Genomic DNA, 14466 nt, shown 5'->3' with positions numbered 1-14466 from the left:
TTAATGATCTCCGCTAATATTCAATATTAAGCTAATTTCTTCTAGGTCTAAATCCATATCAAAGGGTGTTCCACCTAATTGACGTTCTAAGTATAGCTTAAAGATATTGTGGTTTTTTTGAATATTCTTTTCCATTTTTTCCAAACTTATAATTCGTTTCGAAGCATTTGAATCAAGTTCTATTAGGTAAATCTCTTTTGGGCCTATTATATCTTGCATCAAGGTGGTATTATGCGTAGTAAATATAAGTTGTCCTACTTCACACTCGGAATCTTCAATTAATTCCATTATTGATTTAATAATTCGTTTCATTAAAAGATCGTGGATACCCTCATCTATTTCGTCTACTATAACAGTTCCTCCCTCAAGAAAGGCAACGATAAATGGGAATATAGCTAAAAGTTGTTGGGTTCCTGTGGACTCCAGATTGTGAGGTACTTCCATTAATTTACCTGATATGATTTTTTGGAAATATAATTTATACTTAGCTTCTTTTCCATTCTTATCTTCAATTTTATAAAAAACTTTTTGAATATCAGTATATAACATAGGGAAATACTGATTTAAAGCTTCTTCCATTTCAGTTAACTCTGTTTCGAATTGTACTTTAAAATCTGGTTTGTCGTAATTTTTAAACTCTCCTTGAGCTATTCTAGCAAGAAGGCGTTTTTTGCTTGCTAATGACATTGAAGAAGAATTCTTTGCTTTATAAAGAACATTAATTTCACCTAAAAAATTTAAAACACGCTGTAAATTATAGTTAATATCCTTAATTGAATCCTTATTTAGTTGAGTACTAACATAGTATTTATATATACTTAAAAATGAATGTTGTCCCCAAACAGAAGATACTTCGTTTTTAAGCGAGTTCTCTATTTGTTTATTAGATGGGAAAAGTTGTGGAGACAAATGAATCTTCATTCCATTTTTAAAATCTTTTTCAATTTTATAAAGGGTTCCCTTTTGTTTATTTATAAGGAAAATTAAGGATTCAAAGACTAGTCCATTTTGGTCAAAGTGGATTTCATACTCACCTTCATCTCCATTTAATTCAAATATGATTTTAATTGTAGTTGGAGAATAGTTACTATTCGACGAGACTAAAGGCAACACATTATTTTTTTCAATTAATTCACTAAAATTTACATTTAAAGAAAAATCGTATTTCATTTTTTCCATTATTATGTCTTTAAAATTTTCGTTATCAGAAATCAATTCAAGTAATTTTTTAGAAGCATGGACCGTATCTAAAGATAAATCTATAAAATGCAATACTGAAACAATTGTTGATTTACCGGATCCATTTTCACCATAGACAGCTGCTAAATTTTTGATTTCTTTATTATTCTTACTTAAATCTAAAACGAAATTATCGAATGATTTGAAGTTACTAACTTCTATTTTCCTTAGCAATAAAGACACCTACTTTTTATACAATTTGTATAAATATATACTAACTTTAAATCAATTTTAAAGCAAGTTTGAGTTTAATACATAATATATGTTTAAATCATTAATTTTATTCAAGTATTAATTTATTATAAAATTTATTCCTGGATCTTTACATTAGGTTCCCCTTTAGTGCTTGCAAGAGACTTTATTTTTTAGTATAAAATTGTTAGCCCAAAATAAAATAATAAATTTGATAAAAGTATGCTGCCTATTCGTTTTAATACCTGTTACACGTGTAGACCTCCTATCGATGAAATATCTTGAAATATTTTATCCAAGATCTATACTCCGAACCAATATCTGTGCTTCAAACTTCTTTAATTCATTTTTATACTACTTTAATCTAATGGGTGACAAGATTTAATTTTTTCCAAACTGTATAACTTTCTGTGTCAGAAACTAAAAAGGCTTATATAGTTACAATTAACAAAAGGAAAATTGATCATAGAAGAGATAACTATTGAAGATGCTTCTCGATAGTACTTAAAAAAGCATTGAAAATGTACTTTGTTTATCCTCGTAAAAATTAAGGCTATAGATTATAATTTTATTCTTAGAATCTTAAAAAAGATGTTTATAATTTAAAAGAAGTAAAAGCTCCTATTGAACAAGTATTAGAAAAATTTTGTGATCAGTAATTTACTAATCGGGTATCTAAAAAAATAAACCAGCGTAGTTTACAGAAATCAATTGTGGAAATTTCACCAGAAGTAATTGGATAAGTGGTCGTCTTTCTAGCTTTAGACATTGCAAGTTTCTGTAACGGGTATTTTATATAGTCGATGGTGGTCAAGTTTCTCACTAAATTCAATTTTATAGAATAATGAAAAAACAATTGCTCTGTAGTAAAAATGAGAAATTGCAATTGTATGGTAACTTTTTTTATGGTTATAACCAGCTTGGGAATTTTAGTGAACTTATAAGCTCACTATTCTCGGCTCAATAATTAGGACAAACTTATAATTTTTAAATTTTCAATCATAAAATCTAGCAATGGTACTTCAAATTTTCACTTTTTTGTCGTAAAAGCTATAGAAGAATGTTAAAATAAAAGATAACTATAGGTTCTCACCGATGATTCATACAACATGACCGGAATAGTGTTTCGTTTTCCAGTAGGCATAGCTTTTGGTGTTGATCCTAAATTATCAAAACATAGTCTTCAAAAACTTAGTTTGCATTACATACAGCCAAAACTGTCGTGATGTTTTATCTGGAGGTGGAACTTTCTATGCATACAGTCATAATGACGCTTCTTCTAATTGTATCTTTAGGTTTGATTATTCTTGTGTTGCTACAATCAAGCAAAAGCGAAGGGCTTTCAGCACTTTCTGGTGGCGCAGAGCAGCTTTTCGGTAAACAAAAAGCACGCGGAATGGATCTAATACTTGCTCGTATAACAGTCGTGTTAGCTGTTTTATTCTTTATTTTAGCCATCGCCATTGCGAAAATTTAATGCATAAAATCGCCTAGCCGCTTTATGGTTAGGCGTTTTTGCATATTTAGCTTATAATTAGTGGAATAGAGTGCGATTTGCGCTAGCAGATGAATGATTAGAAGGAGTGGACGCTTAATGAAAATCGTATTACCAGAACCATTCTTTTTCGAAGCAGGCCCACGCGCCGTATTACTATTGCATGGCTTTACAGGGAATTCAGCGGATGTACGGATGCTTGGCCGATACTTGGAAGAGAACGGCTACACATCACTTGCGCCTCAATACAAAGGACATGGCGTACCGCCGGAGGAACTAATACATACCAATCCAGATGAGTGGTGGCAAAGCGTACTGGATGCTTATCATACATTGTTGGATGCAGGCTACAAGGAAATTGCTGTGGCAGGATTGTCTCTTGGAGGCGTTTTTTCGTTAAAATTAGGTTATTCTTTTCCGGTTAAGGGAATTGTGACTATGTGTGCCCCGATGAGTATGAAGACGACCGATTTGATGTTTGAAGGTGTGCTTCAATACGCGGAACGATTCAATCGTTATTTTGAAAAAAATGATGAAGCAGCACAAAAAAGAATAGACTATCTAAAAGAACAAGGAATGCCTTCCTTAAAGGAATTGCGTGAACTCGTATATGATGTGCGCGAACACGTAGATGAAATATATGCGCCGATTTTAGTGGTGCAAGGCAGGAAAGATAACGTTATTGATGTCCAATCTGCACCGTATATTTTTGAGACTGTAGAATCAAATGATAAAAAAATCAATTGGTACGAAGAGTCAGGGCATATCATTACATTAGATAAAGAACGTAAACAATTGCAAGAAGATATTCTATATTTCTTAGAAACGCTTGATTGGTATGAGTAAAAAAAGTGACTTTGCAAATGCTACTTAAAGGAGGGAAGAACGATGAATACAGAATCAGTATTTGAAAAAAAATTATTAGAATTAATGAAAGACGAGGATTATAAGCCACTGACTGTCTCAGAGCTAGAAGAACAACTCGGCTTGCAGGATGCAGTGGACTTTAAAGAACTTGTCAAAACGCTCGTTCAACTAGAACAGCAAGGAATGATTGTGCGTACAAGAACCAATCGTTACGGCATGCCAGAACGCATGAACTACCTGCAAGGGAAGTTTATCGGCCATGCAAAAGGATTCGGCTTTGTTGCACCAGCAGAAGAAGGCATGGATGATGTGTTTATCCCGCCAAGCGACATTAACGGTGCTGTCAATGGAGATACCGTGCTGATACGCATTTCTTCAAATTCGTCAGGTGATCGCCGCGAGGGTTCGATTGTGAAAATTTTGGAACGTGGTATCACGAAGGTAGTAGGTACATTCCAAGCGAATAAAGGATTTGGCTTTGTCGTACCAGATGAGAAGAAATTGCCGATGGACTTGTTTATTTCGAAGAACCATACCCTAGGTGCGATGGATGGCCATAAGGTAGTGGCTGAAATCATCGAATGGCCAGAAGATAATCGTTCTGCCACAGGGATGATTACCAAAATACTAGGCCATAAAAACGATCCAGGCGTTGATATCCTGTCAATTATCCACAAGCACGACATCACAGTGGATTTCCCGCAGGAAGTATTAGATGCAGCGAAGGCTGTACCGGAGGAAATCTCAGACAAAGATCGTGAAGGCCGCCGCGATTTGCGAGACCAAATGATCGTAACGATTGATGGTGAAACAGCGAAGGACTTGGATGACGCTGTCACTGTAACGAAAAATGATGATGGCACATACCGCTTAGGAGTTCATATAGCCGACGTCAGTTATTATGTGCAGGATGGCTCAGCTTTAGACCGTGAAGCATATGACCGCGCAACAAGTGTTTATTTAACAGACCGCGTGATTCCAATGATTCCTCATCGTTTGTCTAATGGGATTTGTTCATTAAACCCGCAAGTGGATCGATTGGCGCTTTCATGCGAAATGACGATCAACAAAAATGGTGAAGTGATTGACCATGAGATCTTCCAAAGTGTCATCAAAACGAGAGAACGTATGACATACACGAATGTGTATAAAATTCTGGAAGAAAATGATGAAGAACTAAAAGAACGTTATGCAGATCTTGTCCCAATGTTTGAAGATATGAGAGACTTAGCAAAAATTCTTAACAACCGCCGTATGAATCGCGGAGCAGTGGACTTTGACTTCAAGGAATCATATGTCACAGTGGATGAAGAAGGCTGGCCAACAGATATTCTATTACGTGAACGTACAGTCGCTGAGCGCTTGATTGAAGAGTTCATGCTTGTTGCCAATGAAACAGTGGCAGAGCATATTGACCGCATGAATTTGCCGTTCATCTACCGGATTCACGAAGACCCTAAACCAGAGAAGTTACAACGCTTCTTCGAATTTATTACGAACTTTGGCTTAATCGTTCGCGGTACAGGGAATACAGTAGAGCCAAGAGCACTCCAGGAAATCCTTGAGTCTGTAAAAGATATGCCGGAATATCCAGTAATTTCAACGATGATGCTTCGTTCGATGCAACAAGCTAAATACAGCCCTGAATGTCTAGGCCACTTTGGTTTATCAACGGAATACTACACGCACTTTACGTCACCAATCCGTCGTTATCCTGACTTAATCGTTCACAGATTGCTGCGCACGTATCTGATCAATAATGACAGAAGCCGTGAAACAGTCAGCTACTGGGGCGGACAGATGGATGAAATTGCTGAGCATACATCCAGCAGGGAACGCCGTGCAGTTGATGCAGAACGTGATACAGAATCGCTCAAAAAAGCGCAATATATGGCAGATAAGATCGGCGAGAAATTTACAGGTATCGTCAGCTCGATTACCAACTTCGGTATGTTCATCGAACTTGAAAATACTGTCGAAGGCCTTGTGCATATCAGCAATATGACAGATGATTATTATAACTTTGATGATCGCCAAATGATTATGGTCGGCGAACGAACAGGTCGCATCTTCCATATTGGGGATGAAGTAGAAATCAGCGTCTTGGAAGTAAACGTTGAAGAATCAGCGATTGATTTTGAAATCGTCGGCATGCCAGAAGCCAAACGTCGCACGAGAAAACAAGCGCCTGTAGTCATCCGTGCGAAATCAAAAAGCGGAGAGCAAGGCAGAGAAAAAGGCAGAAACAAGAAAGATAAATATCAACCAAGTGGCGCAAAAGTGAATGGCAAAACCCGCAAGCAAGAACGTAAAGCCTCAGGGAAATCCGGCGGCAAAAAAGCGTACTATGAAGGCATTGCCAAGAAACAACAAAAACGCCGTAGTAAGAAGAAAAAATAAGAGAAGAGCGTTTCGCTCTTCTCGCATCCATATTTTATAGAGGTGAGTTACGATGCCAAAAGGTTCTGGAAAAGTATTAGCACAAAATAAAAAAGCCGGATTCGATTACTTTATTGAAGAAACCATCGAAGCAGGCCTAGTTTTAAACGGCACAGAAATCAAATCCATCCGCCAGGGGAAAGTGCAATTGAAGGATTCCTTTATCCTTATCCGTAACGGCGAAGCCTGGATTTCTAACATGCATATCAACACATACGAACAAGGGAACATTTTCAACCATGATCCATTACGAGTTCGAAAATTGTTGCTACACAAAAAACAGATCAACCAGCTGCGTGTCGATGTTAAACGCGATGGCTATACCATTGTACCGCTAAAGATGTACATAAAGGATGGCTATGCCAAACTGTTGATTGGTCTCGGTAAAGGTAAGAAAAACTATGATAAACGTGCAGACCTGAAGAAAAAAGAAGCAAATCGCGAAATGGCTCGTGCCGTCAAAGCGAAAAATCAATTCTAAAATTTACCGCTTGAAGGTTGGGGGAAGCTGTACTATACTCTAATTCCGGCCTTGATGAAAAACAGTTCAAGAGCCGATGCTAAAAGCGTATGACTTGAATTTCAGCACGATTTATCATATACTATCACTATAGCAATGCCAGTTCATAGTATGTCCTCATACTATTCCGAAACAGCTGTTTATTCAGCACCTTAATGGTTTTCCGCCTCTGTAAGTTCTACTAGGCAGAATAGACGGAGCCTATATTAAGGGGACGTTACGGATTCGACAGGGATGACTTGGACTTGAGTTGCGCGTCGGAGGTCTCGGCTTCGTCAACAACGGAAGTTATATAATAACTGGCAAAACAAACAACAACTTAGCTTTCGCAGCGTAAGCTCGAAACTGCCTGACTGCTCTATCGCCCATGTAGCGTAGCCGGGCTCAACTTTAGTGGGATACGGTTGCTAGTGCCACTTGAGCTAGCAGCAAGAGACTTCCAAGTTAGCGCACAGGACGCCTGTTTGTCGGCATAATGCTTGCGCGAATCCGCAAATAGACAAACTACACGCGTAGTAGCTTGAGTTACAGTGTCTTTGGACGTGGGTTCGACTCCCACCGTCTCCATACAAAAAGTGGCTGCAAACGCAGTCATATCAACGATTATACGAGATAGGGATTTTGAACGGGAGTTGGACTCCTGTTCAAAATCCCTATTTTTATCCCTAAAGTAATTTACACATGACTTCTAACATAACAAATTAGGAGGTCTTTTATTATGTTTCAAGAAATCGTAAACATGGTCTATTTGCAGTACCAGAAGAAGGAGGTACACTAGCGTACATCAATAATAAGAAGCGAGATGCGATTACAGTAGTAGATGCAATGGAACAGGTTTTCCAACAAATGCGAGTAGGTGGTAATCGTGAACGCACAATCGAAAGTACAAATATATCTTTGAACAGTTTGTTGAAGTAACGAAGGTTCGTTATGTGGAAGATATATCGCTCAATACAATCTATATCTATTTAGATACGTTAGATGTAGCACAAGAAACAAAGCTAATTCGATTGAAATCAATTAAAGCTGTATTGTCCCGCTTCTTCAATAACGGATGGATTCAAACAAAATTTTGGTCTGGTATTTAAATTAAAATTGATAAGAAGATAAAGAAAGGCAAAACAGAGGAAGATGTAGAAAAGCTGCTCCAATTAATCGATACGACAACATTTATTGGTTTACGTGATGTAACAGCTATTCTAACAATGTACAAGACAGGAATTCGTATTCGCACCATTGGGAAGTAGAAAGAACATCATATAGACTTTGACAATCTATATTTAAAAATTGATGGCTCAGCAATGAAGAATCACAAAAATCTTTAACGCCTATAGATAAGGAACTTGCTAAGCTATTCAAGCTGCTTAAATGAATAAAGGTATTCGCTCCTACCATGGAACAGATAATACAAATGTATTTATTACACAAAATGGTTGCACAATGAACAGTAGCAAGTCATCAAATAATGCAATCACTAAGCAATTGAACAAATATAGTAAGAAATTTGGCTTACAGAATATTAACGCACATGCACTTAGACGTGCCTATGCAAAGAATTTGCTCAATAAGGGAGCAAGTGTACCACTTATTAGTAAAGCTCTTGGACACTCTGATATAACTGTTACCACTCAGTATTTGGATTTGGATGTAGACGAGGTTGCTAGGGACTTGCGTGGCTATTTAGATTAGATGGAAATAATAGTTTGTAGATTGATATAAGCCAAACAAAAAAGACAAATAATTCGCCACCCTAGGTTGGTTTATTTGTCTTCGCACAAAGAGCCAACATATAAATATGGTCTTGTTCCTGAGGATTTTGGGATATGTCTAGAGGGGCTCGTTATAACTCTGCCCTAAAGTATTTAAATGCCTCAAAAGGTAAAAGAAAATGTTTGATAGTAATTATATCAGAAGATGGGATGATTGATATTAAGACAGAAGAAGATAGATATATGCGTTTTATAGCAGAAAAAATAATAATCGAGAATTCTACACTTATATAATTGTTTTTAGATATAAAAACTATAATAGTGTACTTTATAGACTAATATTTCAGTAGACTACCGCTATTCCTTGACAAGAAGGTATGATATTTTAAATAGATTAGAATTTGGGATTGGGGATAACTTAGATTTGAGTTATCCCTTTACTTATGGAACAGATTGTTGTACTGGGGTCGGTAATCTAATATGTTCACAAACTAATAAAACTGTGATTTTATGAATTAGAATGGGGAAGCAAATTTAGATCAATTGAATTACTAAAAGAAGTGCAGCAAGAAAAAAGTGAAATAATAGTTGTAAGAAAGGACATTTAATTAATTAGGATGTCTTTTTTAAATTGTTAAGCCACTCTCATCCACGCACACATTCGGTAAATTTCCGACACGACATAAATATTTGTACTGTTTTAGCCCACTGAATTGAAAATTACATTGTAATAAACTGATATAGTTCGATGCGATATCCGATAAGTGTTAGGTAACCTATTGCATTTATGTATACTTAACGAGTTATTTTGCTAAGTAAAATAGATTTCAAATTTATAATTTATTGATTTTAAAATCTCTGGGTTATTTAGGTAAACCGCGAGATTTTCCACAAAGCTGCAAATAGTATAATAATCTAGCTTCGATAATAATTTATGCTATTTACAGGAATTTAATTCTAAGGTAATTTTTAAAAAAGAAAGTAAAGCTAGATTGATTTGATAATTAAAATGGCTAAAAATATATATTTTAAACTAGCTGCTAAAATTGTTTGACAATTATAGCAGCTAGATGATATATTGTGAGAAACTATTAATTTAAGGAGTAATTCATATGAATTCAACAATAAAGAAATCTTTATCAACCCTATCAACTAGTGCATTATTTGATGCAAGTAAAGAAAAAAGAGAAATCAATATTAGACAGCTATGTGAGGATATTGAAGAAAAGAAACTTGTCATTCCTGTTTTCCAAACTTATATTAGATGGATAAGTGAAAAAGTTGCAGCATTATTTAATTATCAGTTACATGGAGCGGCACCAATTTCACCAATTTCAGTAAATCTTATTACAAAGCCTGAAATGGTAGTAGAACAAATGAATTTTATTACACGTGAACTTTTAAGTGGCGAGGAAATGAAAAATAAAATGTCAGTTGCTGATGGACAGCAAAGGTTGTCAGCCAACTATAAAGCTTTTGTTAATCATGATGATATTAGTAATGTAGTGCTTGATATCAGAAAAGGTAAGTTCATAGTGCTAAATGAAGGAGATAAATTAGCAGTTCATCAAATTCCTGCTGGAATCTTGTACAATAAGGATACAGCGGTATTTAAAGAGTATATTAGAAACAGTAAGTTTTTAAAACAAGAGGAAGTGAAAGATGTTTTAGAAGATGTTCGAAGAAAACATTTCACATATACGTATGTCATTAATGTAGCTACGGATTTAAGCAAAGAAGACCAACAGAAATGGTTTGAGGTACTAAATTTAGAGGGAAGTCGTGTAACGGAAAATATGGTTTATTTATCTGAAATGCTCATAAAGGGTTTAGATTTTTATACCAATTATGTGTTTCCATTCGTAGACAAATTAGAGGATTTTGGATTGGGATATCTTTTCCCAAGAAAGTCAGCTGAAGTATCTATCCCGTTAGCAACATTAAATACTTCGTATTATAAATTTACAGGTTTACCTAAGACAAGCAACTCAAGTCCTATACCTTCTGATGCGAAACCTAAACCTATTGGTAAATTAGAAGTTGCTGAGATTAAAAAGATTATTGATGAAACGCTAAAAGCTATGGACAACGTTTTAGTATTTATCCGTGAAAATGCAACGTTAATTCCAAAGATTGAACGTATAGACATTATTACTTATCTAATTGGTTTATTTGTAGAATATGAGATTAATAGCGAAGTTGATGGAAAGCAAAAAGAATATATTCTTAAATGGTGTCAGAGCATTAATTTTGTAAATAATTCAAATACGGAAAGACGGGAAAAATTTGATTGCTTGATTGATGACTATAAGAAGCTATAAATATTGCGATAGAACATGAAATCAATTCATGTTCTATTTTATATACAATGAAGATTACGAAGTGTATTTATAAGCGGGAGTAGCTTGAAAATAGAGTATTAAAAAGGTTGTATAAATTACTTAGCCTTTATTTAGATTAGGTACCATCAATTGATTGAATCATGGTATTTAAATTCTTAGATTGGTGTCATAACTTAACTCTGATGACACCAAAAGAGTATATAAATGAACATAGTTGTAGGAGATGCAAATATGAAAATAGCGAATGGTACAAGAATCAAAAAGAAAAAGCTCTTAAGAGTATATTGGAAATTGTTGAACAAAATGAACATGAGTTGTTAAGTAAGTATATAGACAATAAAACCAAGATTTTAATAGATTTTGGGTGTGGGCATGACCCGAATTGGATAATACCTATTCATTATAAAAATGGTCAAGAGTGTCAAGAATGTACAAGGAATGATAGTAAAGGTGAAGCTAGAATTAAAAAATTTCTAGATAAAAATAAATTGAATTTCAAAGGACAATATACTTTTAAAGATTAAGTTTATATACAAAGGCTTAGATTTGATTTTGCTATAATAAAAGATAGAAAACCTGTAGTGTTAATAGAGTACGATGGAGAACAACATTTCAGAGCAACTGAGTATATGGGTGGAGAAAAGAAGTGGAAAGAGAATCAGATAAGAGATAAGCTAAAAAATGCTTATTGCCTAGAGAATAATATAACATTAATTAGAATTGAATATACACAATTTAACAATATCGAAACTATCCTAGAGCAAAAATTGTTCAATGGTGAATAATTAAGTACAAGTGAGGCATTACAATTTTATCCAAAAGTCTGCTATTATGATAAAAGCTTTCAGGAGCAGTTAGGCTAGCCCTAACTTTTCCATATACACTTATTGGGAAGTGGTAGTTGACCAATAAAGCTAGACAAGTTAATTAAAGAGCTGCAACAAGTTAGTTAAGGGACTTCTTAAGGGGTCTCTTTCTTTATATCCTGGTAGTATGGGGGGCGTAATTCCACATTTTTAGTAGGCTATTGAGCGGGGGAGCATCATGGTTGGTTCATCCACACACCAAGAAGTACCCTTTTTGAAATTAATTTGAAAAACGATTTAATTCCTTTATGTGCCAATTGTCATCGTATGGTATATAGAAGAAAAACTGACGTGTTGGATTTAGAAAAACTAATAAAAATAATTAAATCTAATTCATGATTAACACAAAATTCCCATTTTCTCATAAAATATCCGAATACTACTTAAAGAGTATACTATAAAATTATTGATTTATAAATTTTTCTAGGAGGTCTAGAACAATATAAAAGAACCTCCTAAAAGGAACTATTTTCTATATTAGTATTGAATTTTGAGTTTATAGATGAGATTATATTTATTGGGGGTCTCTTTGTCTAATTTTATTTATATTACATAGGTTAGATAAGATTCCATATTATTTTATGGAGTATGCTAATTAACGGTCAAAGAAATGGACCTTAAAAGTCATCGTAATAGAGATGAATCAACTCAACTAAAATATAGAGTCCTCCAATCCATCGTTTTATGAAGGAGATACGACAGTGTGTATTATTAAATTATTTAAATGTATTTTCTGTGGAAGAGAAGGTAAGGACGAAAGTGCACAATGGGATATCTCAAAATTAAACGGTAGGGATGCCATATTAAAAGCAATGACAAAATTTAAAGATAATAGGGTATGGGTAACTAAAAAAGCACGAATGGAAGCAGAAAAAAGAATGAATTTTAATAATAATGTTTCCATTGTGTTGATAAATTATTATACTTTTTTAGTTTTAGTGTTATCAATAATATCTTTGAAATGGGAATTAGGAAATATTTTAACTTTTGTAAGTGTACTGATTTCAGTTGCGTTATTTGGTGTGTCATTATATATCACATTGTATGGATATAAAGAAAAAGCATTATCATATAAAAGTTGCTATATTGAACTAACAGCTTTAGAGTCTGAACTCGAAGTGTTACTTCTAAATGAAAAAATATCTGATGAAGATTTATTAAATGAATACGGTTCGTTATTGTCAAGATATGACAAAATAATGGATATGGATGATAATCATGCCGATATAGATTTTATATCACATTTAAAAAATCAAAAAGATAAAAAATATATGGGATGGATGCAATTTAAGTATATCTTTCATTGTACAGTCAAATATTTATCAATCAGTTTATTATATGCATTTCCAATAATTGGGGTTGCTTTTTACTTATTAGGATGGGGTAATAAATGATGTTTAAACAGGCAAACCAAATTCTATACGACGAATTTAAAAAGGAAAATATTTTAGAATTATATAATACATATATTACTAATAGCACTGCTGTTGGTATTGATAAGATGACTAAGAAAATATTTGAAAGAAATTTAGATGAACATATTGACACTATTCAAAGGAAAGTTATAGATGGGTCATATCGTTTCACATATTATAAGGAAAAATTAATAATAAAGAATAGAAATAGTTATCCTAGAATGATATCTATACCCACTATAAGGGATAAAATTGTATTGAAAAAATTACAAATATTGCTTCGGGAACTATTTGAAATCAATCCGCCCTTAGTACAAACAGTCATTCAGAATATAAAAAATCAACTAAACAGTTTTTCAAGTTTTATCAAAATCGATATTTCTAATTTCTACGGTAGTTTAAATCATAATATTTTAAAAAAAAGATTAAAAACTAAAATCAAGAAAACAGAAATCAGAAATTTATTAATGAATGCAATACAAAATCCAACAGTACCAGATAGTCATACTCGGAATAACTCATATAAAAAATCTGATAAAGGTGTCCCTCAAGGTTTACCAATTGCAAATACATTAGCAGAAATCTATATGAAAAAATTGGATGATAGATATGGAAAAAAATTGAATTTACGTTATTTTAGATATGTAGATGATATTTTGATTTTATGTGATAAGAGTGAGTTGACTAAAATTAAGCAAGATATATTGAATGATTTAAAATTATCTTATGAATTGCCTATTAATACTGATAAAACTATTCATGGGGATATAAAAGAGGGATTTGAATTCTTGGGGTATGCTGCTGAATTTAATGAAAAGAAAAATAAAATGATTCTTACAATAAAAAAATCTGCAAAATTAAAATTTGAACAGTCATTAGTCGATTTATTTGCTAAGTATAGTAAATCAAATATTTCTCCTCAAGAATTTATGTTTTATTTAAATTTAAAAATTACAGGTTCTATTAGTAAAAAAGTAGATGAAAAAAATGAGAAGATTGAAAAGAAGTTTGGATGGTTATTCTTTTATTCTCAATTAGATGATGTAAAATACTTGCATCACTTAGATTATTTAGTAGAAAAATTTATTGACCAGTATAATCTAAGAAGCAAGTTTGAGGCTGCAGATGCACAACATAAAAAGTTTTATAAAGCATACTATGAAATTATACAAAATCGTTCCAAGTCTCAATATATATTCAAGCCAGATGACCTTAGTATATTTAAAAAAAAACAAATGTTGATTAATGTATTCAAAGTTTCAAAGTCTAAATTAAATACTGAAGAATCTATTGAAAGAATCTTTAAAAAGAAAGTATTTAAACCGATAAAATATTTACATAAAGATATACAACATTTAGGTTATAATTAGAGGTAAGTTTAT

12 protein-coding genes and 1 other RNA gene are annotated in these 14466 nt (G+C 33.4%); 12 read left to right on the top strand and 1 reads right to left on the bottom strand.

The window, feature by feature from the left end; genetic code table 11:
- Nucleotides 1-1413 carry an AAA family ATPase gene (locus tag M2M59_RS12020; RefSeq protein ID WP_249774690.1) on the bottom strand — a complete coding sequence of 471 codons (1413 nt, stop codon included), beginning with the start codon at nt 1411-1413 and terminating at the stop codon, nt 1-3.
- A gap of 1270 nt (nt 1414-2683) precedes the next feature.
- On the opposite strand from M2M59_RS12020, the gene secG reads away from it, so the two are divergent.
- From secG to M2M59_RS11965, 12 genes are all read left to right on the top strand, one after another.
- Nucleotides 2684-2908, top strand: coding sequence for a preprotein translocase subunit SecG (secG, locus tag M2M59_RS12015; RefSeq protein ID WP_147196323.1), 225 nt, complete (start codon nt 2684-2686; stop codon nt 2906-2908).
- A 117-nt stretch (nt 2909-3025) separates the two neighbouring features.
- Nucleotides 3026-3772 carry an alpha/beta hydrolase gene (locus M2M59_RS12010; RefSeq protein WP_249774689.1) on the top strand — a complete coding sequence of 249 codons (747 nt, stop codon included), beginning with the start codon at nt 3026-3028 and terminating at the stop codon, nt 3770-3772.
- Between the two features lie 42 nt (nt 3773-3814).
- A complete protein-coding gene (gene rnr, locus M2M59_RS12005) occupies nt 3815-6193 on the top strand; it encodes a ribonuclease R (protein WP_249774688.1) in 2379 nt (792 codons plus the stop codon).
- A 52-nt stretch (nt 6194-6245) separates the two neighbouring features.
- Nucleotides 6246-6713 carry an SsrA-binding protein SmpB gene (gene smpB / locus M2M59_RS12000; protein WP_066789429.1) on the top strand — a complete coding sequence of 156 codons (468 nt, stop codon included), beginning with the start codon at nt 6246-6248 and terminating at the stop codon, nt 6711-6713.
- A gap of 249 nt (nt 6714-6962) precedes the next feature.
- Nucleotides 6963-7322, top strand: a transfer-messenger RNA (tmRNA) gene (gene ssrA, locus M2M59_RS11995).
- Nucleotides 7323-7684: 362 nt separating this feature from the next.
- Nucleotides 7685-7840 carry a hypothetical protein gene (locus M2M59_RS11990; RefSeq protein WP_249774687.1) on the top strand — a complete coding sequence of 52 codons (156 nt, stop codon included), beginning with the start codon at nt 7685-7687 and terminating at the stop codon, nt 7838-7840.
- 280 nt (nt 7841-8120) lie between these two features.
- Nucleotides 8121-8441 carry a site-specific integrase gene (locus M2M59_RS11985; protein WP_256467864.1) on the top strand — a complete coding sequence of 107 codons (321 nt, stop codon included), beginning with the start codon at nt 8121-8123 and terminating at the stop codon, nt 8439-8441.
- Nucleotides 8442-9573: 1132 nt separating this feature from the next.
- Nucleotides 9574-10782: a GmrSD restriction endonuclease domain-containing protein gene (locus M2M59_RS11980; RefSeq protein WP_249774685.1), complete on the top strand. Its 1209-nt coding sequence runs from the start codon at nt 9574-9576 to the stop codon at nt 10780-10782.
- 203 nt (nt 10783-10985) lie between these two features.
- Nucleotides 10986-11327 (top strand): hypothetical protein, encoded by a 342-nt coding sequence (locus tag M2M59_RS11975; RefSeq protein ID WP_249774684.1) that lies wholly within the window; start codon nt 10986-10988, stop codon nt 11325-11327.
- Nucleotides 11328-11333: 6 nt separating this feature from the next.
- Nucleotides 11334-11588, top strand: a complete 255-nt coding sequence (locus tag M2M59_RS16535) for a DUF2726 domain-containing protein (RefSeq protein ID WP_371923816.1) — start codon at nt 11334-11336, stop codon at nt 11586-11588.
- Between the two features lie 782 nt (nt 11589-12370).
- The gene (locus M2M59_RS11970; RefSeq protein WP_249774683.1) at nt 12371-13063 is read left to right on the top strand and encodes an SLATT domain-containing protein; all 693 of its coding nucleotides are present in this window, start codon (nt 12371-12373) and stop codon (nt 13061-13063) included.
- On the top strand, nt 13060-14454 hold the full coding sequence (locus M2M59_RS11965; protein WP_249774682.1) for a reverse transcriptase domain-containing protein: 1395 nt from the start codon (nt 13060-13062) through the stop codon (nt 14452-14454). The genes M2M59_RS11970 and M2M59_RS11965 overlap by 4 nt, the downstream gene beginning before the upstream one ends.
- Nucleotides 14455-14466: the final 12 nt, after the last annotated feature.

It is taken from the genome of Rummeliibacillus sp. G93, from assembly GCF_023515935.1.
In the GTDB taxonomy this organism is placed as follows: domain Bacteria; phylum Bacillota; class Bacilli; order Bacillales_A; family Planococcaceae; genus Rummeliibacillus; species Rummeliibacillus stabekisii.
Note: the sequence above shows the minus strand (reverse complement) of the source record. Positions and strands in the feature narration are given on the sequence as shown.

Excerpts from the sequence above, each read along its gene's own strand:
- secG (WP_147196323.1), top strand. The coding sequence starts at position 2,684 with ATGCATACAGTCATAATGACGCTTCTTCTAATTGTATCTTTAGGTTTG.
- M2M59_RS11985 (WP_256467864.1), top strand. The coding sequence starts at position 8,121 with ATGAATAAAGGTATTCGCTCCTACCATGGAACAGATAATACAAATGTA.
- M2M59_RS12010 (WP_249774689.1), top strand. The coding sequence starts at position 3,026 with ATGAAAATCGTATTACCAGAACCATTCTTTTTCGAAGCAGGCCCACGC.
- smpB (WP_066789429.1), top strand. The coding sequence starts at position 6,246 with ATGCCAAAAGGTTCTGGAAAAGTATTAGCACAAAATAAAAAAGCCGGA.
- M2M59_RS11975 (WP_249774684.1), top strand. The coding sequence starts at position 10,986 with ATGACACCAAAAGAGTATATAAATGAACATAGTTGTAGGAGATGCAAA.
- M2M59_RS11965 (WP_249774682.1), top strand. The coding sequence starts at position 13,060 with ATGATGTTTAAACAGGCAAACCAAATTCTATACGACGAATTTAAAAAG.
- M2M59_RS11980 (WP_249774685.1), top strand. The coding sequence starts at position 9,574 with ATGAATTCAACAATAAAGAAATCTTTATCAACCCTATCAACTAGTGCA.
- rnr (WP_249774688.1), top strand. The coding sequence starts at position 3,815 with ATGAATACAGAATCAGTATTTGAAAAAAAATTATTAGAATTAATGAAA.